Source organism: Janthinobacterium sp. FW305-129, from assembly GCF_020858115.1.
In the GTDB taxonomy this organism is placed as follows: Bacteria; Pseudomonadota; Gammaproteobacteria; order Burkholderiales; family Burkholderiaceae_D; genus Janthinobacterium.
Genome location: NZ_JACYMM010000002.1, coordinates 142831 through 169047, shown reverse-complemented (window position 1 = coordinate 169047; position 26217 = coordinate 142831). Strand labels below are relative to the sequence as shown.

Genomic DNA, 26217 nt, shown 5'->3' with positions numbered 1-26217 from the left:
GCCGTTAAGGCGCTGTTCCTCCCTTGCGTTCGAGTCATCTTGAAACCACATCACGGAGAGATACCCATGTTCAAAAAAATACTGCTGGCCATCGCCACCCTGATCGCGACGATGGGCTTTGCCTTTGCCCAGGTCGATGTCAACAAGGCGGACCAGGCGGCACTCGACAGCGTCAAGGGCATTGGCCCCGTCACGTCGAAAGCCATCATCGACGAGCGCGCCAAGGGCGGCGCCTTCAAGGATTGGGCCGATTTCGAAAGCCGCGTGAAGGGCATCGGCCCGAAAAGCTCCGTGAAGCTGTCGGAAGCGGGCTTGCAGGTGAATGGCCAGGCCAAGTCCGGCGCGCCGGCGGCACCCGCCCCGGCGGCGAAGGCTGCCCCGGCAAAAAAGGAAGCTGCTGTGAAGGAAGTTGCAGCGAAAGAAGCCGCACCGAAGCCAGCTGCTGCGACCGACACCGCTGCGGCGCCAGCCAAGACGGCCGCTGAAACGAAGAAAGAAGCTGCTGCAGCCAAGAAAGAAGCCAAGGCCGCTGCTGCAGCAGCCAAGAAAGAAGCCGCCGCCAAGGCAGTGCCCGCTGCAGCGCCTGCCGCCGCCGCAGCCGATGGCGCCGCGCCCGTGAAGACGGCCGCCGAAGCGAAGAAGGAGGCTGCCGCTGCCAAGAAAGAAGCGAAGGCTGCTGCCGCTGCCGCGAAGAAAGAAGCGAAACTGGCTGCCGCCGAGGCGAAGAAAGCGGAAGCCGAGAAAAAATAAGCGTTTTGTTGTAGAGCGTGCTGCGTGGTGGTGCCGCGCAGCATGCAAAAAAACCCCGCGTGGTACCGGCCGCGCGGGGTTTTTTTATGCGACAGCCAGTTTACAGCTGCGACTCGATCGGCAGCCAGCGCATCACGGACACCAGCATGCGGCGCCAGAAACCCGACTCCGGATCGTGCGTCCATAGCTTGGCGGGCTGCTCGGTGGCGTCGGACCAGCGCAAGGCGCCATCGTCGAGGAACAGGCGGTAGCTGGTGTCGGCCGAGGTCGACTGCAGGAACAGGGCGCGCATGTCGGCCGCCAGCGCGGCATCGTCGAACAGCACGCCCATTTCCGTGTTCAGCTGGGCCGAGCGGGGATCGAGGTTGAAGGAGCCGACGAAACCACGCCGGCCATCGACCACCACGGCCTTGGTATGCAGGCTGGCGCGGCTCGAACCCATCAGGCTGATGCGCTTGCGATGCTGCGTCTTCAATTCATACAGGTCGACGCCGCCATCGAGCAGCAGCTGGCGGTAGCGCGCATAGCCCGCATGCACGAGGGCCACGTCGGTGGCCGCCAGCGAGTTGGTCAGCACTTTGACCTGGACGCCGGCCGCGACCTTGTCGCCCAGCAGCGTGCTCAGCGCCGTGCCGGGCACGAAGTAGGGCGAAGTCAGCAGCGCTTCTTCGCGCGCCTGCGTCAGCAGGGGCAGCAGGTTGTGCATGAGCCAGTGCTCGCTGCGCTGCAGGCTGGCCACGGGCGCGGCTTTTTCCGGCGGGTCCGACAGCACCTGCACTTGCGCGCTCCAGTGCAGCCGCAGCCGGCCATCGAGGTGGGCCTGCAGCTGGCCCGTGTCGGTCAGTTGCCGCAAATACGGCGAAGCGCCCAGTTCTCCCGTCAGCGCATCGAGGCGGGCGCGCACCGCCTGCAATTCGGGCGCACCCGCGTTCTTGCCTGCATGCAAGGCACCGATGGGGAGGACGGCGCGGCTGTTCCAGAAGCGGTCGAAGATGTCGCTCGTCTGCTGCACGGCGGGGCCCACCAGCAGCAAGTCGGCATCCTGGAAATTGACTTGCTCGGCGGCATCGAAGTATTCATCGCCGATATTGCGCCCGCCGACCAGGGCAACCCTGCCGTCGACGATCCAGGCCTTGTTGTGCATGCGCCGGTTCAGGCTGACGGCGCGCAAGGCCATTTCCACGGCGCGCCACCAGATGCCGTCGCGGTTGCGACCTGGATTGAAGATGCGCACGTCGATCAGCGGGTGGCTGTCGAGCGCGAGGATGGCGGCGTCCTGGCCCCGCGCATTGATGTCGTCGAGCAATACGCGCACGCGCACGCCGCGGTCGGCCGCGCGCAGCAGCTCGCGCACGAGCAGGCGGCCCGTGACGTCGTTATGCCAGATGTAGTACTGCAGGTCGATGCTGCGGCCCGCTTCGCGCGCGCTCAGGGCGCGCAGGGCGAACGCTTCCAGGTTGTCGTCGATCAGGGCCGTGCCGCTGTGGCCCGGGCGTTGCGCCAGCTGCGGCGCCAGCACGCGGTCGAGCAGGGTGGCATCCATCGCCACGGGCAAGGCCATTCCTGGCGCTCCCAGCGAACGCTGGGCAAAGCGCCCGTAGCTGTACAGGGCGGCGATGCTGAGCACGGCAAACAGCGTGCCCAGTAGCAATAGTTTGACGAGCATGCGGCGCACCGTCAGCGGGCCGCGGGCATGCTGCGGCGCGGGGAAAGCCTGGTGGTGTGGGGCATGCGGACTCTTTCAACGGGATAGCGAGAGCCGATTGTAGCAGTTTCTACAACGCACGATTTCAGGCCGAGCCCGCCGGCAGCCGTGCCAGGAAGCCGTGAATCTGGGAAACGACGGCCGCGCCTTCGCCGACGGCGGCGGCCACGCGCTTGGTCGAACCGGCCCGCACGTCGCCGATGGCGAACACGCCCGGCACGCTCGTTTCCAGCGCGGCCCGCTCAGGCAGGTCGGGAGGCGGCTCGGTCAACAGCGCGGCGTGGCCGTGGGCGCGGCATTCGGCGCGCGTGACGTCGAAGCCCGTGCGGATAAAGCCCTGTTCATCGACGGCCACGGCGCAGTCGTGCAGCCAGTCCGTGTTCGGATCGGCGCCCACGAACAGAAACACGCGGCGTACGGCGCAATCGCACTCTGTGCCCGTCTGGTTGTTGCGCCAGCGCACTTCCGTCAAGCCATCGTCGTCGCCTTCGAGGGCGATGATTTCCGTGTGCGTGTGCAAGGTGATGTTGGGCGTGGCGGCAATGCGCTCGATCAAATAGCTCGACATGCTGGTTGCCAGCCCTTCGCCGCGGATCACCATGTGGACCTTGGCGGCGTGGCCGGAGAGGAACACGGCCGCCTGGCCGGCCGAATTGCCGCCGCCGACTAAAATGATCTCTTCCTGCCGGCACAGCTTGGCTTCGATGGGCGAGGCCCAGTAATACACGCCCCGTCCCTCATACGTTTTCAGGTTGGCCAGCGAGGGGCGGCGGTAGCGCGCGCCGCACGACAGCACCACCGTGCGGGCGCGCACCTGCGTGCCGTCGCACAGCTTGACGCGCAGCGGCCAGGTGTCGCACAGCAAGTTGGCGGCGCTGGCCGGGGTGGCGATTTCGACGCCGAACTTTTGCGCCTGCACATAGGCACGTCCCGCCAGCGCCCGGCCGGAGATACCGGTGGGAAAGCCCAAATAATTTTCGATGCGCGCGCTGGCGCCCGCCTGGCCGCCATACGCGCGCTGTTCCAGCGCCAGAACCGACAAGCCTTCGGAGGCCGCATACACGGCCGTGGCCAGGCCGGCGGGACCGGCGCCCACCACCAGCACGTCGAAAATCTTGTCGCCGGACAAATCGGGCAGCATGCCCAGGCAGCGTCCCAGTTCTGCATTGCCGGGATTTTTCATGATTTTGCCATCAGGACAGACCACCAGCGGCCAATCCTGCGGCGTGGGCTGGTAGCGCTGGGCCAGCGCGGCGGCGGCCGCATCGGTGGCCGGGTCGAGCACCGTGTGCGGATGGCCATTGCTCGACAGAAAGCTTTGCAGGTGGAACAGATTGCCATTGCCGCGCGGTCCCACCAGCACGGGGCCGCCGGAATTCGATTCGATCAGCGCCACGCGGCGCAGGATCAGGGCGCGCACGATGCGTTCGCCCATCTCCGCCTCGGCGACGATCAGCGCGCGCAAGGATTCCGAACTGATGTCGAGCAATTCCACCTCGCCCACGGCGCTGCCGTTGACGAGGGTGGGGCGGCCGGACAATTGCGCCACCTCGGCAATGAAATGGCCGACGCCCACTTCGCGCAGCACGGACGCCTGCCCCAGCACTTCGTGGCGCTTGATGCTGACGCGTCCGGACAGTATCACCAGCATGCCGAAGCTGCTGCTGCCCGCCTCGAACAGCGTCTCGCCATCGGCAAAGCGCTGCCGCGTGCCATAGCGCTGCAAGCGCTGCAGTTCGGGCGCATTGAAGACGGGCGAGATCTGGTGGCTGCGGCCCTGCAAGTCGAGCGTGGCGAACTGGACGGGATCGTCCTGCGTCGTTTCGGGAATGAATTCGGGGGTGCTGCTGGCCATGGCGAGTCCGATCGGAGGCTGAATAAGCAAATAACAAAAATAACTAACAGTGGCGAGTCTAGCGCATGCGGCGCGCGCCCGCCGCAATACCCCCTGCGCATGCCCGGAAATGGCGGCGCGGCAGGCGCCATGCGGCATGCGGCGGCATGCGCACGCGCGCGCGCGAACCCGGATGCCTCCGCCGATCAGCGATACGCTGCCCAGCATCTCATATTAGAATGGGTCTTTGTTGAAATTACTCAAACAGACACGATGGCTTACAAGACACTTGAAGATACGATAGGCAATACCCCGCTGGTGCAGCTGACGCGCTTGCCGGGCGCCGATGCGCTTGCGCGCAACAACGTCATCCTGGGCAAGCTGGAAGGCAACAATCCGGCCGGCTCCGTGAAGGACCGCGCGGCCATGTCCATGCTCAAGCGCGCTGAAGAGCGCGGCGTCATCAAGCCGGGCGATACCCTGATCGAGGCGACCAGCGGCAATACGGGCATCGCCCTGGCCATGGCCGCCGCCTTGCGCGGCTACAAGATGCTGCTCTTGATGCCCGATAACCTCAGCGTGGAGCGCCGCCAGAGCATGGCCGCCTACGGCGCCGACATTTTATTGACGCCGAAGACGGGCGGTATGGAATATGCGCGCGACCTGGCCGAGCAGATGCAGAAGGATGGCCGCGGCGTGATCCTCGACCAGTTCGCCAACGAAGACAATTCGCGCGCCCACTATGAGAGCACGGGACCGGAAATCTGGCGCGACACGGAAGGCCGGGTCACGCATTTCGTCAGCGCCATGGGCACGACGGGCACCATCATGGGCGTGTCGCGCTATTTGAAAGAACAGAATCCCGCCATCCAGATCATCGGCGCCCAGCCCGAGGAAGGTTCGCAGATTCCCGGCATCCGCAAATGGCCGGAAGCCTATTTGCCGAAAATCTACGACAAGTCGCGCGTGGACCAGGTGGAATACGTGAGCCAGGGCGTGGCCGAGCGCATGGCGCGCAGCCTGGCGGCGGAAGAGGGCTTGTTTTGCGGCATCTCCGCAGCCGGCGCCTGCGAAATCGCGCTGCGCATCTCGCAAACGGTGGAAAACGCGACCATCGTATTCGTCGTGTGCGACCGCGGCGACCGCTATCTGTCGACCGGTGTTTTCCCTGCGTAACGGCTGAAGTCATGGAACTGATGTTGGCCAGGACGGCCTGAGAACTGCTGAAAACTACCCCCTCCCCACGGCGGGGAGGGAAAACCTGCGAAACTGGCAGGATCAGCCTTGTGGCGTTTCGCCTTCTTTTGGCTTGAATTGTTTGTCGCTGATGCGGAATTTGTTACGACGGTCACCCATCAGGTAACGCAGGTCGCGGATGCTCAGGTCGCTGACTTCGTGCATGCGGATCAACAGCGATGCGCCGACCGGCAGGCGGTGGTGGCGGATTTTGCTGATGACCGGTGGCGCTACTTCCAGCGCGCGAGACAAGGCTGCGTCGTTTTTCAGGCGCAGGTTTTCGATCAGGGTATCGAGCAATCTGTTTGGGTTGTATTGAAGCAGATCGTCGGAGTCCGAATCGCTGTTCATATCAATGCCGACTTGGTTTGTCATGATGTTATTGTTCCTTCTGTAGTTGCACTGCAAAGTAAAAAACACTCGGAGCTCGCTCTTGCTGCGTTCATGTTCATTCTTTACTAAAAGGAACGAATTCACACACGGTACGATCCGGGATACAGTTTTTCATGATATATACACAATTGTACAACAGGATTCAATTTCAGACCGGAAAGCCTGCTAATCTTGCTTTGTACAGAATCGGTGTTGTCTGGTTGCAACACCTATTTATTCTTTATTATGCTCCATGATAGAACAAAAATTGTACTTTGACAAAAGTTAAGTATAAAACCATTTCCGTATTCCGTGCCGCACAAAGGCTGGCGAGCGAGGCTGGCACATGTTATCGGCCCTACCATAGTCTTGTTTGGTGGCCGCTTCAACATCCCTTACGCTTTCTTACAAGTAATATTATAACTTTACACTGACTTTCGGTTAGCGTGCGCGCACTTGGCTGATGGCCTTGCCCAGGTCAATGACTGACATGGCATAAAAATAACTTCTGTTGTACTGAGTTATAGCAAAGAAGTTATTGGTTGCCAAGTGATACTCAGTTGCTTCTGAACCATTTTGTAAGTCGATCAAGCCGAACAGCATGTTCTGGGGCGTGGCCGCGACGGTGCTCACGCCCGCTTCCTGCAATTCCCCCAGCCGGTACTTGGCCTGCAAGCCCTGGCCGATGAATTTTTCCCAGGCGCGGCTGGCCGAGACGGTGACAGGATAGGTGCTGATGGCCGGATCGTCGCGCCGCCAGCCATGTTCGACGAGGAAATGCGCGACGCTGCCGATGGCGTCGGCCGTGGAGTTGCGCAGGTCGATATGACTATCGCCATCGAAGTCCACCGCATATTTCATGATGCTGCTAGGCATGAACTGCGGCAGGCCGATGGCGCCCGCATACGAGCCGAGCAGGGTCAGTGGATCGATGCCATCCTTGCGCGCGTACAGCAGCGCGTTTTCCAGTTCGCCCTTGAAAAATTCCATGCGCGCGGCCCGCGTCGGGCTTTCCGGATAGGAAAACGCCAGGGTGGTCAGCGCGTCGAGCACGCGGAAGCGGCCCGTATTGCGTCCGTACACGGTTTCCACGCCGATGATGCCGACGATGATCTCGGCCGGCACGCCATATTCGCGCTCGGCGCGCGCCAGCGCTTCCGCGTTCTCTTCCCAGAATTTCACGCCCGCATTGATGCGCACCGGCTCGATGAAGCGCGCGCTGTACGCTTGCCAGTTCTTCGGCTTGCCCGGCGGCGCCGGTTTCATCAGCTGCACGGTCGACTCGACATAGCGCACCTTGCCGATCAGGGTATCGAGTCCGGCGCGGTCAAAGCCATGCTTGGCAGACATCTCGTCGAGGAAGGCGCGGACTTCTTTCCAGTTGGCATAGTCGACAAACTCGCCTTCGAAGTCGAATTTTGCCGGTGCTTTCTTGGCTGTCGCCTTCGGCGGGGCCTTGGCCGCACGCACGGCGCGGGCGCGGTCGGCGGCGGAAATATGGCTGTTTTCGCCGGCGTGCGCGGTGGCCAGGCACAGGGGAAGGGAGAGGAGCAGGGACAGGGCGGAGGTTTTGATCGGTAACAAGGAGCGTCTCATCGGCATTGGGTTAACAGGCGGCGCAAGCTGCGCCGCGCGCGGAGTTGTTCGTCTGGGTGGGCATTACCATACTTCATCGCGGCATAGATTGCCAGAAACTGTGCGATGGCGGCGTGCGCCTCGGGTGTGGCCTTGCCTGCCGCCAGGCGCGCAGCATAACCGTGCGGGCCTTCATGCGGCGCACGGCTGTAGCCGCGCCGCGCCTGCTGGCGGCAAAACTGCGCGTACAGGGCGTCGAGCGGATCGCCTTGCCGGGCCTGGCGCCACCAGACCAGTGCACCGGCCACGGCGGACAGCAGGGCCAGCACGGCGCAAGCCAGTGCCAGTGTCTTCGCCGGCAAGTTTTTCAAATGATCGAGCATGGCGCGCTGGCGCTGCGGCGTGGTGTCGAGCACCCAGCTGCTCCAGGCTTGCTCGGCCTGCTGCCATTGCTGGCGCCAGGCGGCAAGCGCCCCGTGCGCGCCGCCATCGAGGCCGGCCAGGGCGCGCCACGCCGTCAACGGCGACGGTGCCGGCGGCAGGGCGGCGTCCAGGTTGCGCTCGGTGCGCAGGGGTGCGACGGCGCCCGTGGGATCGATGCGCACCCAGCCCCGGCCCGCCAGCCACACTTCGCTCCAGGCGTGGGCATCGGACTGGCGCACCGTCAGGCTGGCACCGTCACTGTTGCGTGCGCCGCCCTGGTAACCGGTGACGACGCGCGCGGGTATGCCCATGGCGCGCATCAGCACGACGAAGCTGCCCGCGTAATGTTCGCAAAAGCCCGCCTGCGTCGTAAACAGGAAGTCGTCGACGCCATGCTTGCCCAGCAGCGGCGGCTGCAGGGTGTAGCGGAAGGGCGCGCGGCGGAAGTGCTCCAGCACGGCGGTGATGGCGTCGGCGGGCGCCAGCATCTGCGCGCCGCTGCCGCGCAGGGCGCGTGCCCAGGCCACGCTGCGCGGATTGCTGCCGGCGGGCAAGGCCAGCCAGGGTTGCTGCTGGGTCAAAGACAAGCCGGCCTGCAGCCGGTAGCGGGAGTGGGAACTGACGCGGTAACGTACGGTCGAAGTAATAGGCTGTATGGTCAGCACTTCCAGCGCGGACGACACGACGTAGGGATTGCCGGGCAAGCGTTCGATGCTGCGGGGCACGTCGAGCGCGAAGATGCGCCGCTGGCCGCTCGCCTGCAAGGTCACCTCATATTGGCTGGGCTGGCCTTCCAGCACGATGTCGATGCGGCTGTCGCCGGCAGGCGCGCGCCCCTTCGCGCCTCGGCGCGTCCAGGTGGCGCCGTCGTAGTCTCCCAGCACCACGCCGCGCCAATACAGCTGCTCTTGCGGCGGGAGCGGGGTGGAAAAGCGGGCAGTGAAGACGGGTTCGCCAGACAGGGCCAGCGAGGCGATGGCGCCCGGTTGCATGCTGTCGGACAAGCCCGTGCGCGCCTGCGTGCCCTCGTGCGGCGCGCCCCACAGGGGGCCGTCGATGCGCGGCACGGCAAGAAACATCAGGGCCGCCAGGGGAAGGGCCAGCGCCAGCATGCGTCCCAGCAAACTTAATCTTTGCGCCAGGCGCGGCTGCAGCGTGCCGTACTGGGCCGACAGCAGGCCGGCCAGCAAGACGAGGACGGTGGCCAGCATCCAGGCGGCGCTGAGGATGCCTTGCGCATGGAAGAAGTTCGCCAGCAGGAGGAAAAAACTGAGGAAGACGAAGACGAAGATATCGCGCCGGCCATGCATTTCCAGCGATTTCAAGGCCAGCAGCAGGGCCAGCATGGCTACGCCGGGATCGCGTCCCAGCACGCTGCCATAGCTGGCGTACACGCCGGCGATGCCGAGCAAGGCCAGCGGCGCGAGCACGGCCAGCTGCGGCTGGCGCCGGCCCCGCACGGTGATGAAGGCGCGCCACAGCAGGGGTGCGGCGGCGGCGGCCGACAGCCATGGGGGCAGGTGCAGCGCGTGCGGCGCCAGCACCATGGCGGCGGCCAGCAACAGCAGCAGGATGTCGGCCTTGTCGCGCGGCAAGTTGGCTAGCCATTGCCTCATGGCATGGCCTCGTCGTGTGGCAAATCGTGCAGGGCCAGCGCGCGCAGGCAGGCGTCGCGCTGGCTGGCGCCCAGGGCCGGCGCCACGGTCAGCGTGCCCAGGCGCAAGCCGTATGGCAGGCCCGTGCGTTCCGCCTGCAGCACCCAGGCGGCCAGGCGCGACAATCGCGCTTCCGGCGCCAGCGCGTGCAGGGCGGCGTGCTCGAGCATGATGCTGCCATGGGCTGCGCCCGCCTGCGCGTCGGCGGCTGGCTGGAATTGCTTGCTGAATAAATGCTCGCCGTCATGGCGGGCGATGTGGCGCCAGGCCAGTCGGTGCAAGGGATCGCCGGGCTGGTAGGCGCGCACGCCGGCCAGTTCCAGGGCGCCGCCGGACGTGCGCGGCGGTTGTGCCTGCCTTGCCTGCCGCACCGTGCCGGCAGGCAAGGGCAGCGGCGGCGCGTTGTGCTCTGGCTGCGGATACACGAGCACGCGCGCCTCCGGCTGCCAATGGCACCAGGCAACAAACAGGCCCAGCGGAAAACGGCCGGACAGGCGCACGGGAGGAGCCGCGAGCCATCCCCGTTGCTGCGCCACTACGCCGATGCTGACGGCCGTTTCGCCATGGGCGGCGATGTCGGCCAGGCTGGGCGCTGCCGGCGAGCCGAACGCGGCCAGGTGGATCGCATGGCGCGGGCGCGCGCTGCGGTTGATCAGGCGCAAGGTGAACAAGGCGTGGCTGCCCGCGAACACGGGCTTGCCCGGCGTGGCGGCCAAGGCCAGGCCCGCCAGGTTGCGGCTTGTAAACAGCATGTCGGTGATGGCGCAGGCGGCCGCGAAGTACGTCAGGGCGTAGCCCAGGCCCAGGCCGTAGTTGACGGCGGCGATCCACAGCGCCAGCAGCAGCACCGCAAAGGCCAGGCCCGCGCGCGAGGGGCGGATGTGCACGCGCTGCGCGCCCAGCCAGGGGCGTGCCGGCAGCCAGGAAACATTGCGCCAGCGCATGCCGGTCAGACGGGCGTGTTCAAGAGCATGTGCTGCAGCAGCACGCGGCTATCCGAGGCGCCATGCAGGCGGTGGGCGCAGACGGGCAGCAGTACGGCTTGCACATCGTCGGGCGTGACGTGGTCGCGTCCGGCCAGCGCGGCCCAGGCACGCGCCGCCTGCAGCAGGGCCAGCGCGGCGCGCGGACTGAGGCCATCGGCAAACACGCCCGGCACGCGGGTGGCATGCACGAGTGCCAGCACGTAGTCGACCACGGCAGGCGAAGCGTGGATGGTGCGCAAGCCCGCCTGCGCCTGCAGCAATTCTTCCGCGTTCATGACGGCTGGCAAGGTTTGCAGCATGGCGCGGCGGTCGGCGCCCAGCAGCAGTTCCCGTTCGGCGGCCGCATCCGGGTAGCCCAGGGTGACGCACATGAGAAAACGGTCGAGCTGCGATTCGGGCAGGGGGAAGGTGCCCAGCTGGTGTGCGCAGTTTTGCGTGGCGATGACGAAAAACGGCTGCGGCAGCGCGCGCGTGACGCCGTCGAGCGTCACTTGCCGCTCTTCCATCGCTTCGAGCAAGCCCGATTGGGTCTTCGGCGTGGCGCGGTTGATCTCGTCGGCCAGCAGCACCTGGGTAAACAGGGGGCCTGGATGAAAAATGAAACTGGCGCTGCCCCGGTCATACACGCTCATGCCGGCCACGTCGGCCGGCAGCAGGTCGCTGGTAAATTGCTGGCGCTTCCATTGCAGGCCCAGCGAGATGGCCAGCGCATGCGCCAGCGTCGTCTTGCCCACGCCGGGCACGTCTTCGATCAGCAGGTGGCCGCCCGCCAGCACGCAGGCGAGGGTCTGGCGGATCTGTAACTGTTTGCCGACGAGAACTTCGCCGATCTGCTGTGCGGCCTGGTGTATTTTCGAAAACATGCTATTTCTATCACAGTACGATGGATTATTTAATTTACAATCGCTTTGGCCAGGTCAAAGCGCGCCGCCCGCCCGTTGCGCGCTCGTGGTAGATTAGAGAGGCAGCAAGGACGGCCAGGGCGGCACAGACCAGCCAGTGATTTTATGCGAGAACGCGCAGGGCGAACAGGAATGCCATGCAGTGTTCCCGGAGAATGGATAGAGACAGAGGTAACCAGTACAGCGCATGAGCACAGCCATTTATACCCATCCCGATTGCCAGCGCCACGAAATGGGCGACTGGCATCCCGAATCGCCGGCCCGCTTGCAGGCCATCAACGATCAATTGATCCTCGCGCACATCAGCGACCTGGTCGAGCACCGCGACGGCGTGCGCGCGCAATTGTCCGATATCGAGCGCAACCACAGCGCCACGGCCATCGGCCTGGTGCGCGACAACGTGCCGCCGGCGGGCGATTACTATCCGCTCGACGGCGACACCCTGCTCAACGCGCACAGCTACGAGGCGGCGCTGGCGGCCGCTGGCTCGGCCGTGGCCGCCACGGACGCCGTCATCGATGGCGAGATCAGCAACGCCTTTTGCGCGATCCGCCCGCCCGGCCACCATGCGCGGCCCAGCGAACCGATGGGTTTTTGCCTGTTCAATAATATCGCCATCGCCGCCAAGCATGCGCTCGACGTGCGCGGGCTTGAACGGGTCGCCATCGTCGACTTTGATGTACATCACGGCAATGGCACGGCCGAATCCGTGGCGAACGACCCGCGCATCCTGATGGTGAGTTTTTTCCAGCACCCGTTCTATCCGTACAGCGACGTCGAATCGTATACGGATACGCGCGTCAACGTGCCCGTGCCGGCCCGCTCGAAGGGTGACGCCGTGCGCCAGCTGGTGCTCGATCACTGGCTGCCCGCGCTGCACCGGCAGCAGCCGCAGATGATTTTCATTTCCGCCGGTTTCGATGCCCACCGCGAAGACGACGTGGGCGGCATGGGCCTGGTGGAGGCCGACTACACGTGGATGACGCAGCAGATGATGGCCGTGGCCCATCAGTATGGCAAGGGGCGCATCGTCAGCTGTCTCGAAGGGGGCTACAACCTGTCGTCGCTGGGCCGCAGTGTGGCGGCGCACGTGAAGGCGCTGGCGGAACTCTGACTACAGCAGGGTGGGGCGGCTGCGGGAATTGGTGTGGCGGTGCGTCTGGTAGTCGAGCGCATCGCCGGCCATGAAGCGGCGCCAGGCTTGCGTGTAGACGAGCGATGATTTCTCCGCGTCAAAGCTGTCGAGCTGCAGCATGTCGCGGTGGTGCTTGATTTCATTGACCAATTGGTCATACAGCATTTGCAAGCCATAACTGTCCGCGCTCTGGCGTTTCAGGCGCTCTTCCAGCTGCGCCACTTGCCCCTGCAACTGCCGGCATTCCCTCTTCCAGTCATTGCGCGGCGGGCGCTTGGGCGCCATGCCAGTGTGTTCCATCATCATATCGACCTATCCCCATCGCGTATCTCCCTGCACCTGGCGGAGCCAGCCTGGAAATAATTGCTTTTCATTTAAGAGGCGATATTAGAGCACACTTTTTTATTACTCTCAGTAAATATAAAAATCCTTGTGGAAATACTTGACCTGGCTTCCCCGGCGCGCATCACTGGCGCTGTGCTGCCTTCAACGGCGCTGCCGGGGCGGCTCCGGCCATTTTTCCGTCGTCGGCATAGGTCAGGGTCAGCAGGGTATTGTCGTCCCAGGTCACGTCATGCAGCGGCGGCACGAAGCGCTGGCGGTCTTGCGTGACGCGGATGTCCAGCGTGCGCTCGCCCGAGCGCGCCTGCACGGCCAGCAGCTTGCGCAGCACGGGAAACGGTACGTGGATCAGCGACGAGTGGCACGGTCCGCCCGCCAGGCGGAACAGGTTGCGCCGGACAAAGGGGAGCTGGTCCTGTTCGACGGCCCAGCGGATTTCGCATTCCAGGCGCAAGTCGCCCAGGCGGCGCACGTTCGCGGGCAGTCCCGGCGTATGGATGTCGGCGCGCCAGCGCAGGGTGTCGCGCTTCTTGTTGCTGACCAGGTCGGCATTCGCATCGTAGGCCGTCTTGTCGCGCGTCAAGGTGAAGCTGCCGTCCGCCGCCAGGGGCACGGGGATGGACAGGTTGTCGGCCGACAGGTGCAAGGTCACGCCATCGAGCCGGGCCTGGGGCGTGGCGGGAACCAGCATGAAGCGCAGCGGCGCGTCCGGCGCCAGGCGCTGGTGGTCGGCATACGCGTCGAGTCCCTTGAGCATGGTGCGGTAGGGGCGCAGGTCGGGATCGCGCGTGCCTTGCACGTCGACGATCTGCTGCATTTCCTGGTTCACCGGGTCGCCGGGCGCCGCCGCTTGTTCCTGGGCCATGGCGGGCAGCAGGCCGGCGCTAAGGGAGACGAGGAGGCAAAAACGGGAAAAGTGCATGGAAGGCGTGCCAGGTTAAGCTTGCAATGGTGAACCGGCCAGGCTGGACGGACTGCGGATATTATCATTCATGTAACTGCCAAATTATCACCAATTGTCTCGTTCGTGTCGCACAGCTGGCGCTGGCGGCGGAAAATGGGACGTCGTGGCGGCAACCACGTAAAATAGCGGATTGACCGAACGATTTTGAAAGCAAGAGCATGGCGATACAATGGTACCCAGGACACATGAACGCGGCCCGCAAGAAAGCGGCCGAGACCATGGAAAACACCGATCTGGTGATTGAAGTGGTGGACGCGCGCCTGCCGGCAGCCAGCTGCAATCCCATGGTGGACGAGCTGCGCCTGTTCCGCCAGCGCCCTTGCCTGAAGATCCTCAACAAGACTGACCTGGCCGATCCTGCCGCGACAGCCGCCTGGGTGGCCTATTTCAATGCCCAGGAAGGCGTGACCGCGTATGCGATGACGACCAAGAAGCCGGGCGACGTGGCGCGCATCCCTGACCTGGCGAAATCGCTGGCGCCGCACCGCGGCGTGCCGACGAAGCCGCTGCGCATCATGATCATGGGCATCCCCAACGTGGGCAAGTCGACCCTGATGAACGCGCTGCTGAAAAAGCGCGTGGCCAAGGTGGGCGACGAGCCGGCCGTGACCAAAATGCAGCAAAAGCTGTACCTGGACAAGAACACGATTCTGGTCGACACGCCCGGCATGTTGTGGCCAAAGATCGCCATCCCCAGCGATGGCCTGATGCTGGCGGCCAGCCACGCCATCGGCTCGAATGCGCTGATCGAAGAGGAAGTGGCCGTGTTCCTGGCCGAGGAATTGCTCAAGCGCTACCCGGACTTGCTGGCTGCCCGCTACGGCACCAAGGTCGATGAAGTCGACGCCATCGGCGTGGTCGAGGGCATCGCCGCCAGGCGCGGCTTCCGCATCAAGGGCGGCGACTACGATTTCGAGAAAGCGTCGCACACCTTGCTGCTCGACTACCGCAGCGGCATCCTCGGGCGGATCTCCTTGGAAACGCCGGATACGCGCGCCGCCCTGCTGGCCCAGCACGCGGCCGAGATGGCGGAAAAAGCGGCCAAGGCAGCGGAGCTTGCCGCCGAGAAGGCGAAAAATGCGGCGCGGGGCAAGCGCGGCACGTAAGTTACCGCTTCACCATGCAAAAAGCGCCGCGACAGCAATGTTGCGGCGCTTTTTTTCATGCGCGAGCCGATTATCCGAATTTGAAACTGGTCACCGCCAGCGCCCCAAAAAAATCCTCCTCGTGGTACACGACCTGCGCCGCCTCCTGCTCGGCCGCGCCGAGCGCCACCATCAGCGGCAGCAGATGGTCTTCCTGCGGATGGGCCTGGCGCGCTCCCGGGGCCCGGTCCCAGGCCAGCAACTGTTCCAGCCTTTGTTCTGGCGGCAAGGCCATGGCCTGGCGCAGCCAGGCGTCGAACTGGTGCGAGGCGGCGGCGCCCGCCTGGCCGAACTGGCGCAGGTTGTGGTAACTGAGGCCGCTGCCCAGTATCAGCACGCCTTGCCGGCGCAGGCCCGCCAGCGCGCGGCCCACTTCGACGTGCGTCAGCGGGTCGTAGCCGTGCTTGAGCGACAGCTGCACCAGCGGCATGTCCGCCTGCGGGTAAATGGGGAACAGGGCACTGAAAGTGCCGTGGTCGAAACCCCGCTCATGGTCCAGGCGCGCCGGATGGCCGGCCGCGTCCAGCAACTGCTTGACTTGCGCCGCCAGCTCCGGTGCGCCCGGTGCCGGGTACTGGATCTGGTACGTGTGCGGCGGAAAGCCCGAATAGTCATAGATCATGCCCGGCCGGGGGCTGGCCGAGACGAGAAATTGCGGCCCTTCCCAGTGCGCCGTCACCACCAGCACGGCCTTGGGACGCGTACCGATCTGGCGCGGGATATCCTGCAGCGACGCTTCCAGCACGTCGTAGCGGCCGCCGAACTGGTCTTTCATGAACGGCCACGGGCCGCCGCCGTGCGACAGGAAATAAGTAGGGAAGGTGTGCTCTTGCATGGCGGCTCCTGGTAGGAATGGCTGATGATGGAACGATGATAGTCATGCGCGGTCAGTTGATCAAGATCGCAATTATTGATATATCATTTCCATTTTGTTGATGATGGGGCGGTCATGGATACCTTGCGCAGCATGCGCGTGTTTCGCGCCGTGGTGGAACTGGACAGCTTCGTGCGCGCCAGCGAGCGGCTGGATCTGTCGCCCGCCATGGTCAGCAAGCACGTGATGCACCTGGAACGCCACCTGGGTGCGCGCCTGCTGAACCGCAGCAGCCGCCACCTGAGCCTGACGGAAATCGGCAAGGTGTATTTTGAACAGTGCCGCGACATGCTCGACAACCTCGACGAGGTGGAAGCGACGGTCGGGCGCACGACGGTGGTGCCGCGCGGCATGCTGCGCCTGAGCGCCCCCGTCTGGTTCGCCAACGCCATCTTTACGCGCACGCTGGCTGCCTACCACGAGCGCTTCCCGGAAGTGACTTTTGACGTCGATCTCAGCGGAAGAGTCGTCAACCTGGTGGAAGAGGGCTTCGACCTGGCCCTGCGCGTGAGCCAGGCGCCGTCGCCGAGCCTGATCGCGCGGCCCATCGGCAGCATCGCCTTTCATTTGGTGGCCGCGCCCGCCTACCTGGCGCGCGCGGGCCATCCGCACGTGCCGCAGGACCTGGCGCAACACGCCATGATCAGCTACTCCTTGTTGTCAAACGGAAATGAACTGGCTTTCGACGGGGCGCAGGGGCGCGAGACGGTGAAGTTCTCGCCCGTGCTGCAATGCAATAACGAAAGCTTGCTGCACGCGGCCGCGCTCGACGGCATGGGCATTGCCCTGCTGCCATCGTGGCAAACGGATGCGGACCTGGCGGCGGGGCGGCTGGTGCGCCTCTTCGACGGCTACCAGCTGGCGGGCGGCAAGGTGTACGCCGTGTACACGAGCCGCCGCTACCTGTCGTCGAAAGTGCGCACCTTCATCGACTTCCTCGCCGATGAAGGGCGCCTGGGGGCCTGACTAGGCGATTGAACGCTTGACGTCGATCAAGGCGAACAGGCGCGCGCTGCGCATCCACGCCAGCACCAGCACCGCCAGCTGCGTCGCCAGGAAGCCGGCCACGAGGGCCAGCGGACCGGGGGCGGCCAGGTTCAGCCGGGCCACGCCCAGCAGCGCATACAGGGCCAGTCCCAGCACGGTGATGACGAGGTAGATGGCCAGGCTGGCCAGCGGACGCCGGCGCAGCATGCCGAGGCCCCGCCACCAGGCCTTGACGGCCGACGTGCGGCGACGGTCGACGGCCAGCGCCGCGCGGCCCGCGTCGAGCGTGGCGCAGGCCAGCAGAAACAGCACGCCCGTGAGCAGCAAGGCCAGGTGGCGGGCCAGATCGGCGTCCGCTTCCAGGATGGCCTTGGCCGCGTGCTTGTCGGCCAGTTTCAGCGCGCCGGCGCCGATCGCCAGCGCCACGCCCAGCGGCACGATACTCCACAGCAGCATGCGCAGCATGCGGCCGTATTCGCCGAAGGCGCCCGTCAGCAGGGGGCCGAAGCCCAGCGCCGCAGGCGCGCGCGCGGCCGTCACCACCAGGCCGCTCAGCAGCGGCGACAGCAGCAAGGCCAGGATGGCGCCGGTGATGGCGGCCTGGTTGATGGCGGCGCCGTTGCGTGCCGCATTGGCGACCAGGTCGGCCAGGGTCGACATGTCGAGCTGGTGCGCCAGGGCCGCCGCATGCACGGCCTGGTCGAGGCTGGCGCTCAGGGTGCGCCACAGGGGAAAGACGGCAAGGATGGCGGGGATCAGCAGCAAGCCCGCCCACAGCAGCAGCAAGCGCCATTGCAGGGCGGCGCGGCTGGCGCGCGTGGTCAGGGTCAGGCCGCTGGCCCGTGTCGTGGAAGTGGCGCTCATACGATGGCAATCAGGGAAAGGAGGTATTGGAAGGCGGCGGCCAGGTCGAAGCTCCAGCGCCGCGCGGCCGAGGCATCGGCTTTCAGGGTGCGGCTGTCATCGAGCTTGTTGACGTCGAGGTAGTGCACGCGGTCGGGATCGAGTTCGGCCGAGACGGCTTTCACGGGCTTGCTCCAGGTGTAGCGCTGCCACAGCTGCTCGTTGTCCCATACCACGCGTTCGGACGTGCCGTCGGCAAATTTCACCAGCAGCACCTGCGGCACGGGCGCGCCGCGGCGGCGCAAGACCACGCTGGTCAGATACGGATACGGTCCCGTGCCGGGCTTGGCGTCCGGATGCGCCTTGTCCCACGCCTCGCGCACCTTTTCCTCCTCTTTTTCCAGCGCCTCGGCCGTGTGTTCCACGCGCTTGCCGTTCACCAGCGCCGTGCCGGCCAGCGGCGTCTGCTCTTCGCTGGTGAAGCTGCCGATGCGGTCGTCGATATTCGCGCTGGCATAGACTTGCTGCGCGAAGACCTGTTCCACGATGCGCCGCTGGCCCGTCGCCTCGGCCAGCGCTTCGCGCAGGTCGGCCACGCTCGGGTGGCGGAATTTCCACTGTTCATAATAGGCCTTGAAACCCCGTTCCATGGCCTCGCTGCCGATGCGCGCTTCCAGGTCGCGCAGGGTGACGGCCGTGCGGCTGTAGACGGGGCCCACGCCCTGCAGGCGGTTCCACGCATTCTGGCCCAGCGGGTCGGCCGCATCCTGGCGCGGTGCGGCCATGCGCTCGAATTCGAAGACCTTGAAGGCGGGATCGAAGCCCAGGCGCTTGAGCAGGGGCGTGGTGGCGTGGATGTCCTGGCCGCGCGCGCGCAGCATGCGCTGGTCCCAGTACTCGTTCAAGCCTTCGTCTAGGATCGGTTCCTCGAACTCGTTCGAGGCCAGGATGCCGTAGAAATAGCCATGCCCGAATTCATGGATGGTGACGAAGTCGAGGCCGAATTCTGCCGCCGTCTTCGGCTGCAGGCTGGCGTAGCTGGATGCCGTGATGAAGGTCGGGTATTCCATGCCGCCCGCTTCGGCCGCATTAAACGGCGGAATCACCACCGTCAGGGTCTTGTACGGATACGGGCCCAGGGTGCGCGAGAAATACGTGAGCGAATCCTTCGCCGCCTGCAGCGCGGGCGCCGCGTTGGAGGCGTATTCGGGCGGGTACAGCACCTTGATGGCCACCGGCGGGCTGCCTGGGCCGCTCCAGCTGCCCAGCAGGGGCTGGGCGCTGCGCTTGTCGGCCGTCCAGGCGAAATCGTGCACGTCGCCCTGCACGTAGTGGTGCGTGAGCATGCCGTTCTTTTCCTGCGGCGCGCCCTGCAGTTCGCCCGTGGCGCCCACCGTGTACTCCTTGGGCACGGTCAGTTTCACGTCGTAGTGGCCGAAATCGGCGTAGAACTCCGAATTGAGGTGGAATTCATGCGCGTTCCAGCGCGGCGCGGTGGCGCCCCGTTCGCCGGGCAGTTCCAGCACGGCGATTTTCGGGAACCACTGGCCCACCAGGTGGAAGCTGCCGAAATAGCCGGTGCGCGCGATGACGCGCGGCAGCTGGTCGAAGAAGCGGATGTCGAGCGTCGTCTCGGCGCCCGGCGCGACGGCCTGCGGCAAGTCGACGCGCACCACGGTGCGGTCGGTGGCCGGGCCGTTGTCCGGCTGGACGAAATGCCAGGGCGCCTTGGCGCCGTTCTGCGTCATGCTGCGCAGTTCGATGTAGCCCCACTCGCCGTCGCGCGTGTCGACGCCCGAGCGGAAGCCCGTGTCGAGCTTGCGCTTTTCGGTGAAGAAGGTCGAATGTTCGCCTTCGAATGCGTTCAGATACAGGTGCAGGTAGACGCTGCTGACGGCTTGCGCGCTGCGGTTGCGCCAGCGCAACTTTTGCTGGCCATCGATGGTGTGCTTGACGGGATCGAGCGTCGCTTCGATCTGGTAGTCGACCACGCGGTCCGACAGGGTCGCTTGCGCGCCCGTGCGCGCGCCGCCCCACGCGTTGCTGGCGCTGGGCGTGCCGACGGCCGACGCGTGCGGCGACGCCAGGGCGATGCCGTCGGCCGATGGCGCCAGCGGCACGGGCGCGCCGGCAGGCTTGCCCTGGCCCGGCTGGGCGAACAGGTCGGCCTGCAGGGCCAGGCCGGCAAGCAGCAGGGCGGCGATGGAGAGGGCTTTGAACTTGCCCGAGATGGGGAAAAAACCAATGCTGCGGCGCGTGCCGCGGGGACTTGGCGGCCCCTGGCGCGTTGTGCTACGACTTTCCATGCGTGACTCCCACAGTGACTTCTTATTGTTGATTTTTAAATGCAGTCGGCTGCGCCCGGGATTGCCGGGTGCACCTTAATATACCTACAAAAATGCCAAATCACCAATAAAATATTGGCATAAGGAAAGTACCAGCGGGCTGGTGCTTGCGGCGCCGTGCGCCGTGGGTATAATGATTCGCTTTTGCCATCCCTCCGTCCCTCTGCCGAGCGTCCGCGCCCCGGCAGCGCACCCAGCTTTCCGCCATGATGCCTGTCCCTCCCGCCCTGACCATCGCCACGCGCACCTTGCTGCTGTGCGCCCTGGCCATGCCGGCGTGCGCGCAGGATGGCGTGGATGGCGGCGCGGCCGGCGTCACGCATGGCGACTTGTCCGCCGAACTGGCGCAGGGCGGCCAGCACAGCGTGCGCGGCGCGCTGTCGCGCGAGCAGGACGGCATGACGCTCGACGTGGCCATCGACGGGCTACGCAACGGCAATTACCGCGATGGCAGCGTGTTTCACCAGCGCGGCTTCAACGGCGGCGCGGAATGGAAGGTGCGCCAGGGCCGCTTCGGCTTCAGCGCCGACCAGCTGAACCAGGACACCCGCTATCCCGCGCCCGAGGCGCCGTTCCTGGCCTTGCTGGCGGCCCGCCCGGAAGACCTGTACCGCTATGAGGTGCGGCGCGCCAGCGCCTTCGTGCAGCGCTATGTGGGCAGTTTCGAGCTGGGCGTGGAGTTGTCGCAGCGGGAAAAGCGCGCCACGGCCCGCTATGCGGGCGAGGACGGCAGCAGCGAATCGCGCTACAGCAGCCGCCGCCGGCAACTGGCGCCCCGTCTGCGCCATTACGGCAAGGTGGGCGGCGTGGGCACGGATACGGAAGTGGGCCTGGACCTGATGCAGTGGCAGCGGCGCTCGGACCGCGCGGCGCCGGGCAGCGATGGCGACGGGCAGCGCCGCCAGTACTCGCGCGCGCTGCTGCTGCGCGAAGAGCTGGCCTTCGGCGGCGCGTATGCGCCGCGACTGCTGCTGGGGCTGCGGCATGAACAGTTCCAGCTCGATCCGGCCGACATGCCCGCCGGCGGCAGCGACTGGGAAAACCAGAATGCCTGGGATTTGCAGGGCAGCCTGCAGCTGCGCCCGCAACTGAGCGTGTACGCCAAGGCCGCGCGCAGCTACCGCATCGACGACGATGGCTATACCCGCGCCGGCTACCGCCCCCTGGCGGGACAGCTGCGGCGCGAAACGGAAGTGGGCGCCACCTTCGGCGACGCGGCGCGCAGCGCTTCCGTGCGCCTGTTCAGCGAGCGCCTGAGCAACCAGATCGTCTTCGACCAGAGCCTGGGCCAGCTGGGCTTTGCGGGCAACCTCGAGCCCTCGCGCCGCGCCGGCATCGCCATCGAGGCCGGCCTGGCGCTGGCGCGCGACTGGCGCCTCGACGCTCAGCTGCGCCAGGTGCATGCGCGCTATGACGATTACGCCTACGACGGCCCGGACATCGCCCTCGTGCCGAAAACCCTGGCCAGCCTGCGCCTGTACTGGACGGGGCAGGCCGGCGCCAGTGCCGACGTGGGCGTGCAATGGCTGCGCGCCCTGCGCTATGGTCCGGATTTCGCCAACAGCTGCCTGGCGCAGGTGCCCGCGTTTGCCACCGTGGACGGGCGCTATGCGCGCAAGCTGGGTGCCTGGGAGCTGGAACTGGCCGGCAGCAATCTGGCCAACCGCCGCCATTACGGCGATGCGCCGGGCTGCCGCTCCAGCATTTACCTCAACGACGCGCGCCAGTTGCGCGTGTCGGCGCGCTACCATTTCTGAGGCAGACGCGCGGCGGCGCTTAAGAGCGGCTTAATCGGGCGCAAACGGAGCGCGCAAAAGCGCCTTTTTTCCACCCGGGCTTCAATGGCCGGCGCAAAAAGTGGTAATCTCGCCCCGTTCACGACCACTTTATGATGAAGGATTATTATGCGTTTTCTGCGTTTCTTGCGTCCCCTGCTTGCCGCCGTCACCCTGGTGGCGGCCACCGGCGGCGCCATGGCGGCCGATACCGGCTTTACCACGCTCCCGACGCCAGTGCGCACGGACACGGGCAAGAAGGTGGAAGTGGTGGAGTACTTCATGTATTCCTGCCCGCATTGCTACGCGCTCGATCCGCTGATGCACGACTGGGTCAAGAAGCAGGGCGACAAGATCGCCTTCCGCCGCATTCACCTGGCCTTCTCCGGCCCGAAAGACCCGCAGGCGCACGCCTATGCCACGCTGGAAGCGATGGGCCAGCTGGACCAGTTCCACGACAAGATCTTCCGCGCCATCCATGTCGAGCGCAACCGCCTGAACCGCGATGACGCCATCCTCGACCTGCTGGTCAAGAACGGCATCGACAAGGCGAAATACCTGGACATGTTCAACTCGTTCGGCGTGCAGACCAAGCTGAAACGCAACGAACAACTGATTACCGCCAGCAAGATCGACAGCGCGCCGACCATCGTCATCGACGGCCGTTTCGTCACGTCGCCGGCGCAATTGTCGCGTCCGGGCCAGTCCGAGCCGCAGACCCAGGCGGCGACCCTGCGCGTGATGGATGAACTGGTGGCGCGCGTCCTGAAAGAGCGCGCACCGGCGCCAGCGAAGAAGTAACTGCGGAGAAGACCATGAAACAGCTGCCCTGGACCCTGTGCGTACTGGCCCTCGCCCTCGTGGCCTGGCTGGCGATCGCCGTCGTCAACGTGGAAAACCAGCGCAATGCGCTGGTGACCAAGGCTTGCGTGGACCCCGCGTTCAAGAACGAGGTCGACGCGAAATGCCTGGCGTCCGTGCAGTCGCGCGAGCACTGGTGGCAGCATCTGACTTATGCCATGACGCACTTTAGAAATTGAATGCGCCTGCCAGAAAAACCCGCCTTGCGCGGGTTTTTTTTCGTCCGCGTATGATGATGTGACAACCACCAAGGAGGGACGATGAAGGAAGTGATCCTGATTACCGGCAGCAGCCGCGGCATCGGTGCGGCGACGGCGCTGCTGGCGGCGCGCCAGGGCTATGCCGTGTGCGTCAACTATGTGCGCGATGCGCAGGCGGCCGAAGCGCTGTGCGCGCGCATCGTGGCAGAGGGCGGCGATGCGATTGCCGTGCAGGCCGACGTCAGCGACGAGGCCGACGTGGCGCGCCTGTTTGCCGAGGTCGATGCGCGCCTGGGCACGCTCACGGCGCTGGTCAACAATGTGGGCGTGCTGGAGCGGAAATGCCGGCTGGCCGAGATTTCCGTGCAGCGCCTGGAGCGCGTGCTGCGCACCAACGTGATCAGTTACTTTTTGTGCTGCCAGCAGGCCGTGCGGCGCATGTCGACGGCGAACGGCGGGCAGGGCGGGCGCATCGTGAACGTGTCGTCGGTGGCCGCGCGCCTCGGTTCCCCGGGCGAATACATCGATTACGCCGCTTCCAAGGGCGCCGTCGATACCCTGACCCTCGGGCTGGCGCAGGAAGTGGCGGCCGAAGGCATCCGCGTCAACGGCGTGCGGCCCGGCATCATCTACACGGAGATCCACGCGTCTGGCGGCGAGCCGGGGCGGGTGGCGCGCCTGGCGTCCGGCGTGCCCATGCAGCGGGGCGGCCAGCCGGAGGAAATCGCCGGCGCCATCCTCTACCTGCTGGGGCCGGGCGCCACGTATGTGACGGGCAGCATCCTCGACGTGGCCGGCGGGCGCTGATTTTCAACGCAGTTTCAACCCTGACAAGCAGATGATTCAAGCGCTGGGCCAATTATCAGGCGGGGCAAGCGAGTCCAGAATGACGGTGTGCCATCTGCACGCCGATCAACTCACCTGGAATGACCATGCCTGTTTCTCCTTTTGCTCCCGCCATCCTGGCCCTGTCCCTGCTGGCTGCCACGCCGGCCCATGCCGCCGCCAAGCTGCCCATGCCCGCCCACTTGTCCGGCGCGCAAGCCGATGCCACGGTGGCGCTGGCGGCGCGCCGCTATGCCGCGTTCTGGCAGAGCGGCGATCCGGCCCTGGCGCGCCTGGCTCTGGCCGACGATTTTATCGACCGCACCTTGCCCGCCGGCCGTCCGCAGGGATTGGCCGGCCCGCTGCAGGCGTCGCAGGTGTTTCACGCGGCCGTGCCGGATCTGCAGGTGGCCATCGAGGACATGCTGGTGGCAGGAAGCCGGGTGACCCTGCGCCTGCACTTCACGGGCCATTTCACGGGCGTCTTTCCCACGCCGCAGGGCGAGCTGCGCGGGCAGGGGCAAGCCATCGATTTCCAGGCGTTTGATTTATATCAGGTCAATGCGCAGGGACGCATCAGCGACAACTGGCACCTGGAAGACAACCTGACCCTGCTGCGCCAGCTGGGCGTGCTGCCGCAGTAAGGGCGGACGTCAGGCTTGCAGCGCGGCGAACTGCTGCAGCAGGAAGTCGGCCAGCAGGGCGACGCGCGGCGGCTGGAAGCGGCTGCGCCGGTACAGCAGGTGCAGGGGAACGCTGTCGGCAAAGTAATCGTCGAGTACCGTCTGCAAGCGCCCCGCGCGCAGGTCGTCGCCGATGTCGAGCAGGGATTTGTAGGCATAGCCATGGCCGGCCACGGCCCAGCGGCGGATGATTTCGCCGTCGTTGCTGTGCCAGGCGCCCTGCAGGCGCAGGCTGTGGCGCTTGCCGTCTTCGCGGTAGCGCCAGTCCTGCGGCGCGCCGTCGCCCGCCGTGAGCACGAGGGTGGGCAGCAGCGCCAGGTCGCGCGGCGTGGCCGGCATGCCCACTTTGGCGGCCAGCGCGGGCGCCACGCAGACGACGCGCCGGCCCGGGTGCAGCAGGCGCGCCACCATCTCGCTGTCGGGCAGCTCGCCGTAGCGGATGGCCAGGTCGACCTCGTCCTGCACCAGCCTGGCCGTCATGTCCGTCAGGGTCAGCGCATGGCGCACCTGCGGGTGCAGCGCGGCAAAGCGGTCGAGCATGGGCAGCAGCAGCTGGCGGCCGATGTCGGACGGCGCCGAGATGCGCACCAGGCCGCGCGCGGCGCCGCCGCCCCCGTGCAAGCCGTCTTCCGCCTGCGCCAGCAAGTCCAGCGCCTGTTCGCTGTACTGGCGGTAGTGCACACCTTCTTCCGTCAGGCGCAGCTGGCGCGTGGTGCGCTCGAACAGGGTGGCGCCCAGCGCCGCTTCCAGGCGCGCGATGGCGGCGCTGGCGGCGGCCGGCGACAGGCCGTGCTTGCGGCCGGCCGCGGAAAAGCTGCCCAGCACCGCGGCATCGAGGAACAGGGCGATTTCCGCCAGGCGCCCGGCGCCGCCGCTCATGCGGGGTGCGCGGCCGCCGGTTTCGGCGCCGGTGCCGAATGCGGCGCCGAGTGGGGCGTGATCACCACGGTGCAGGTGGTGCCGGCCACCAGGACCTGGTTCCTGTCTTGCTCGTCGATGTGGATGCGCACGGGCACGCGCTGCGCCAGGCGCACCCAGTTGAAGGTGGGGTTGACGTCGGCCAGCAGTTCGCGGCCCGTGGCGGCGTCGCGGTCGGTGATGCCGCGCGCGATGCTTTCGATGTGGCCGTGCAGGGTGCCGCCGCTCATCAGGTTCATTTCCGCCTTGTCGTCCTGCGCCAGCATGCCCAGCTTGGTCTCTTCGAAGTAGCCGACGACATAGTACGAGGCGCTGTCAATGACGGCCAGCTTGGGGGCGCCGACGGCGGCAAAATCGCCCTTGTGCACGTTCAGGTTGGTCACGTAGCCACTGACGGGGGCGCGCACGGTGGTGCGTTCCAGGTTCAGTTGCGCCAGCGCGTGCGCGGCCACGGCGGCCTGCACTTGCGACGAGGCCGAGCTGGCGGCAAACGCGGCGCTTTCGCGGCTTTCCGTCGAGATGATGCTGGCGTCAAGGCCTGCGCGGCGCTGTGCTTCCTTGCCGCGGCGGCCCAGCTCCGTTTTTTGCGCGGCCAACACCGCGTCGGCCTGCGCCAGCGCGCTCGCATAGCGCTCCTTGTCGACGACGAACAGGATATCTCCCTTTTGCACCACCTGGTTGTCGCGCACCAGCACGTCCGTGACGGTGCCGGCCACGTCGGCGCTGATGTTGACGATGTCGGCCTTGATGCGCCCGTCGCGCGTCCATGGCGATTCCATGTAGCGGTCCCAGACGGTCTTGCCTATCCACAGGGCTGCGGCCAGTAGCAGCAGGGTGATTGCATAGCGGGTCAGTTTGCTTACCATGTCGGCAGCCTTTCCT

Annotated in this window: 24 protein-coding genes; 10 read left to right on the top strand and 14 right to left on the bottom strand. The window is 65.9% G+C overall.

Annotation, left to right across the window (positions count from 1 at the left end; genetic code table 11):
* Nucleotides 1-66: 66 nt before the first annotated feature.
* On the top strand, nucleotides 67-750 hold the full coding sequence (locus IGS61_RS04325; protein ID WP_230538487.1) for a ComEA family DNA-binding protein: 684 nt from the start codon (nucleotides 67-69) through the stop codon (nucleotides 748-750).
* 100 nt (nucleotides 751-850) lie between these two features.
* Here the strand turns inward: IGS61_RS04325 and IGS61_RS04320 are convergent, their stop codons facing one another.
* Together IGS61_RS04320 and IGS61_RS04315 are read right to left on the bottom strand one after the other, a co-directional pair.
* Entirely contained in the window at nucleotides 851-2416 is a 1566-nt protein-coding gene (locus tag IGS61_RS04320; RefSeq protein ID WP_230538486.1) for a phospholipase D family protein, read from the bottom strand.
* A gap of 124 nt (nucleotides 2417-2540) precedes the next feature.
* Nucleotides 2541-4310, bottom strand: a complete 1770-nt coding sequence (locus IGS61_RS04315) for an FAD-dependent oxidoreductase (RefSeq protein WP_230538485.1) — start codon at nucleotides 4308-4310, stop codon at nucleotides 2541-2543.
* 252 nt (nucleotides 4311-4562) lie between these two features.
* Here IGS61_RS04315 and cysM point away from each other — a divergent pair, with 252 nt between their 5' ends.
* On the top strand, nucleotides 4563-5465 hold the full coding sequence (cysM, locus tag IGS61_RS04310) for a cysteine synthase CysM (protein WP_034751785.1): 903 nt from the start codon (nucleotides 4563-4565) through the stop codon (nucleotides 5463-5465).
* A gap of 102 nt (nucleotides 5466-5567) precedes the next feature.
* On the opposite strand, the gene IGS61_RS04305 is transcribed toward cysM, so the two are convergent.
* From IGS61_RS04305 to IGS61_RS04285, 5 genes are all read right to left on the bottom strand, one after another.
* Complete coding sequence (locus tag IGS61_RS04305) at nucleotides 5568-5900, bottom strand: hypothetical protein (protein WP_034751784.1); 333 nt, start codon at nucleotides 5898-5900, stop codon at nucleotides 5568-5570.
* A gap of 438 nt (nucleotides 5901-6338) precedes the next feature.
* Complete coding sequence (mltB, locus tag IGS61_RS04300) at nucleotides 6339-7499, bottom strand: lytic murein transglycosylase B (RefSeq protein WP_442908022.1); 1161 nt, start codon at nucleotides 7497-7499, stop codon at nucleotides 6339-6341.
* Entirely contained in the window at nucleotides 7490-9511 is a 2022-nt protein-coding gene (locus IGS61_RS04295; RefSeq protein WP_230538483.1) for a transglutaminase TgpA family protein, read from the bottom strand. The genes mltB and IGS61_RS04295 overlap by 10 nt, the downstream gene beginning before the upstream one ends.
* On the bottom strand, nucleotides 9508-10494 hold the full coding sequence (locus tag IGS61_RS04290; RefSeq protein ID WP_230538482.1) for a DUF58 domain-containing protein: 987 nt from the start codon (nucleotides 10492-10494) through the stop codon (nucleotides 9508-9510). Before IGS61_RS04290 ends, IGS61_RS04295 begins: the two co-directional genes overlap by 4 nt.
* 5 nt (nucleotides 10495-10499) lie before the next feature.
* Nucleotides 10500-11399: an AAA family ATPase gene (locus IGS61_RS04285; protein WP_230538481.1), complete on the bottom strand. Its 900-nt coding sequence runs from the start codon at nucleotides 11397-11399 to the stop codon at nucleotides 10500-10502.
* Nucleotides 11400-11625: 226 nt separating this feature from the next.
* Between IGS61_RS04285 and IGS61_RS04280 the strand changes: the two genes are divergently transcribed.
* On the top strand, nucleotides 11626-12552 hold the full coding sequence (locus IGS61_RS04280; RefSeq protein ID WP_230538480.1) for a histone deacetylase family protein: 927 nt from the start codon (nucleotides 11626-11628) through the stop codon (nucleotides 12550-12552).
* Here the strand turns inward: IGS61_RS04280 and IGS61_RS04275 are convergent, their stop codons facing one another.
* A complete protein-coding gene (locus IGS61_RS04275) occupies nucleotides 12553-12876 on the bottom strand; it encodes a BREX-1 system adenine-specific DNA-methyltransferase PglX (protein ID WP_230538479.1) in 324 nt (107 codons plus the stop codon).
* 163 nt (nucleotides 12877-13039) lie between these two features.
* Complete coding sequence (locus IGS61_RS04270) at nucleotides 13040-13837, bottom strand: hypothetical protein (RefSeq protein WP_230538478.1); 798 nt, start codon at nucleotides 13835-13837, stop codon at nucleotides 13040-13042.
* 227 nt (nucleotides 13838-14064) lie between these two features.
* Here IGS61_RS04270 and ylqF point away from each other — a divergent pair, with 227 nt between their 5' ends.
* Nucleotides 14065-14985, top strand: a complete 921-nt coding sequence (ylqF, locus tag IGS61_RS04265) for a ribosome biogenesis GTPase YlqF (RefSeq protein WP_230538477.1) — start codon at nucleotides 14065-14067, stop codon at nucleotides 14983-14985.
* Between the two features lie 70 nt (nucleotides 14986-15055).
* On the opposite strand, the gene IGS61_RS04260 is transcribed toward ylqF, so the two are convergent.
* Nucleotides 15056-15859, bottom strand: coding sequence for a DODA-type extradiol aromatic ring-opening family dioxygenase (locus IGS61_RS04260; RefSeq protein ID WP_230538476.1), 804 nt, complete (start codon nucleotides 15857-15859; stop codon nucleotides 15056-15058).
* A 114-nt stretch (nucleotides 15860-15973) separates the two neighbouring features.
* Between IGS61_RS04260 and IGS61_RS04255 the strand changes: the two genes are divergently transcribed.
* Nucleotides 15974-16864 (top strand): LysR family transcriptional regulator, encoded by an 891-nt coding sequence (locus tag IGS61_RS04255; RefSeq protein ID WP_230538475.1) that lies wholly within the window; start codon nucleotides 15974-15976, stop codon nucleotides 16862-16864.
* Here IGS61_RS04255 and IGS61_RS04250 read toward each other — a convergent pair whose 3' ends face one another.
* Both IGS61_RS04250 and IGS61_RS04245 read right to left on the bottom strand, forming a co-directional pair.
* Nucleotides 16865-17749 (bottom strand): hypothetical protein, encoded by an 885-nt coding sequence (locus IGS61_RS04250; RefSeq protein ID WP_230538474.1) that lies wholly within the window; start codon nucleotides 17747-17749, stop codon nucleotides 16865-16867. It lies immediately after the preceding gene.
* The gene (locus IGS61_RS04245; protein ID WP_230538473.1) at nucleotides 17746-20034 is read right to left on the bottom strand and encodes a M1 family metallopeptidase; all 2289 of its coding nucleotides are present in this window, start codon (nucleotides 20032-20034) and stop codon (nucleotides 17746-17748) included. The genes IGS61_RS04250 and IGS61_RS04245 overlap by 4 nt, the downstream gene beginning before the upstream one ends.
* 245 nt (nucleotides 20035-20279) lie before the next feature.
* Here IGS61_RS04245 and IGS61_RS04240 point away from each other — a divergent pair, with 245 nt between their 5' ends.
* From IGS61_RS04240 to IGS61_RS04220, 5 genes are all read left to right on the top strand, one after another.
* Entirely contained in the window at nucleotides 20280-21830 is a 1551-nt protein-coding gene (locus tag IGS61_RS04240; protein ID WP_230538472.1) for a TonB-dependent receptor domain-containing protein, read from the top strand.
* 147 nt (nucleotides 21831-21977) lie between these two features.
* Complete coding sequence (locus IGS61_RS04235; protein ID WP_076567474.1) at nucleotides 21978-22649, top strand: thiol:disulfide interchange protein DsbA/DsbL; 672 nt, start codon at nucleotides 21978-21980, stop codon at nucleotides 22647-22649.
* A gap of 14 nt (nucleotides 22650-22663) precedes the next feature.
* A complete protein-coding gene (locus IGS61_RS04230; protein ID WP_230538471.1) occupies nucleotides 22664-22888 on the top strand; it encodes a hypothetical protein in 225 nt (74 codons plus the stop codon).
* Between the two features lie 81 nt (nucleotides 22889-22969).
* Nucleotides 22970-23716: an SDR family oxidoreductase gene (locus IGS61_RS04225; protein WP_230538470.1), complete on the top strand. Its 747-nt coding sequence runs from the start codon at nucleotides 22970-22972 to the stop codon at nucleotides 23714-23716.
* Nucleotides 23717-23835: 119 nt separating this feature from the next.
* Entirely contained in the window at nucleotides 23836-24378 is a 543-nt protein-coding gene (locus IGS61_RS04220; protein ID WP_442908021.1) for an ester cyclase, read from the top strand.
* A gap of 9 nt (nucleotides 24379-24387) precedes the next feature.
* On the opposite strand, the gene IGS61_RS04215 is transcribed toward IGS61_RS04220, so the two are convergent.
* On the bottom strand, nucleotides 24388-25296 hold the full coding sequence (locus IGS61_RS04215) for a LysR substrate-binding domain-containing protein (protein ID WP_230538468.1): 909 nt from the start codon (nucleotides 25294-25296) through the stop codon (nucleotides 24388-24390).
* Nucleotides 25293-26201, bottom strand: coding sequence for an efflux RND transporter periplasmic adaptor subunit (locus IGS61_RS04210; RefSeq protein WP_230538467.1), 909 nt, complete (start codon nucleotides 26199-26201; stop codon nucleotides 25293-25295). Before IGS61_RS04210 ends, IGS61_RS04215 begins: the two co-directional genes overlap by 4 nt.
* Nucleotides 26202-26217 lie beyond the last annotated feature (16 nt).

Excerpts from the sequence above, each read along its gene's own strand:
- IGS61_RS04325 (WP_230538487.1), top strand. The coding sequence starts at position 67 with ATGTTCAAAAAAATACTGCTGGCCATCGCCACCCTGATCGCGACGATG.
- IGS61_RS04320 (WP_230538486.1), bottom strand. The coding sequence starts at position 2,416 with ATGCTCGTCAAACTATTGCTACTGGGCACGCTGTTTGCCGTGCTCAGC.
- IGS61_RS04315 (WP_230538485.1), bottom strand. The coding sequence starts at position 4,310 with ATGGCCAGCAGCACCCCCGAATTCATTCCCGAAACGACGCAGGACGAT.
- cysM (WP_034751785.1), top strand. The coding sequence starts at position 4,563 with ATGGCTTACAAGACACTTGAAGATACGATAGGCAATACCCCGCTGGTG.
- IGS61_RS04305 (WP_034751784.1), bottom strand. The coding sequence starts at position 5,900 with ATGACAAACCAAGTCGGCATTGATATGAACAGCGATTCGGACTCCGAC.
- mltB (WP_442908022.1), bottom strand. The coding sequence starts at position 7,499 with ATGCCGATGAGACGCTCCTTGTTACCGATCAAAACCTCCGCCCTGTCC.
- IGS61_RS04295 (WP_230538483.1), bottom strand. The coding sequence starts at position 9,511 with ATGAGGCAATGGCTAGCCAACTTGCCGCGCGACAAGGCCGACATCCTG.
- IGS61_RS04290 (WP_230538482.1), bottom strand. The coding sequence starts at position 10,494 with ATGCGCTGGCGCAATGTTTCCTGGCTGCCGGCACGCCCCTGGCTGGGC.
- IGS61_RS04285 (WP_230538481.1), bottom strand. The coding sequence starts at position 11,399 with ATGTTTTCGAAAATACACCAGGCCGCACAGCAGATCGGCGAAGTTCTC.
- IGS61_RS04280 (WP_230538480.1), top strand. The coding sequence starts at position 11,626 with ATGAGCACAGCCATTTATACCCATCCCGATTGCCAGCGCCACGAAATG.
- IGS61_RS04275 (WP_230538479.1), bottom strand. The coding sequence starts at position 12,876 with ATGATGGAACACACTGGCATGGCGCCCAAGCGCCCGCCGCGCAATGAC.
- IGS61_RS04270 (WP_230538478.1), bottom strand. The coding sequence starts at position 13,837 with ATGCACTTTTCCCGTTTTTGCCTCCTCGTCTCCCTTAGCGCCGGCCTG.
- ylqF (WP_230538477.1), top strand. The coding sequence starts at position 14,065 with ATGAACGCGGCCCGCAAGAAAGCGGCCGAGACCATGGAAAACACCGAT.
- IGS61_RS04260 (WP_230538476.1), bottom strand. The coding sequence starts at position 15,859 with ATGCAAGAGCACACCTTCCCTACTTATTTCCTGTCGCACGGCGGCGGC.
- IGS61_RS04255 (WP_230538475.1), top strand. The coding sequence starts at position 15,974 with ATGGATACCTTGCGCAGCATGCGCGTGTTTCGCGCCGTGGTGGAACTG.
- IGS61_RS04250 (WP_230538474.1), bottom strand. The coding sequence starts at position 17,749 with ATGAGCGCCACTTCCACGACACGGGCCAGCGGCCTGACCCTGACCACG.
- IGS61_RS04245 (WP_230538473.1), bottom strand. The coding sequence starts at position 20,034 with ATGGAAAGTCGTAGCACAACGCGCCAGGGGCCGCCAAGTCCCCGCGGC.
- IGS61_RS04240 (WP_230538472.1), top strand. The coding sequence starts at position 20,280 with ATGATGCCTGTCCCTCCCGCCCTGACCATCGCCACGCGCACCTTGCTG.
- IGS61_RS04235 (WP_076567474.1), top strand. The coding sequence starts at position 21,978 with ATGCGTTTTCTGCGTTTCTTGCGTCCCCTGCTTGCCGCCGTCACCCTG.
- IGS61_RS04230 (WP_230538471.1), top strand. The coding sequence starts at position 22,664 with ATGAAACAGCTGCCCTGGACCCTGTGCGTACTGGCCCTCGCCCTCGTG.
- IGS61_RS04225 (WP_230538470.1), top strand. The coding sequence starts at position 22,970 with ATGAAGGAAGTGATCCTGATTACCGGCAGCAGCCGCGGCATCGGTGCG.
- IGS61_RS04220 (WP_442908021.1), top strand. The coding sequence starts at position 23,836 with ATGACCATGCCTGTTTCTCCTTTTGCTCCCGCCATCCTGGCCCTGTCC.
- IGS61_RS04215 (WP_230538468.1), bottom strand. The coding sequence starts at position 25,296 with ATGAGCGGCGGCGCCGGGCGCCTGGCGGAAATCGCCCTGTTCCTCGAT.
- IGS61_RS04210 (WP_230538467.1), bottom strand. The coding sequence starts at position 26,201 with ATGGTAAGCAAACTGACCCGCTATGCAATCACCCTGCTGCTACTGGCC.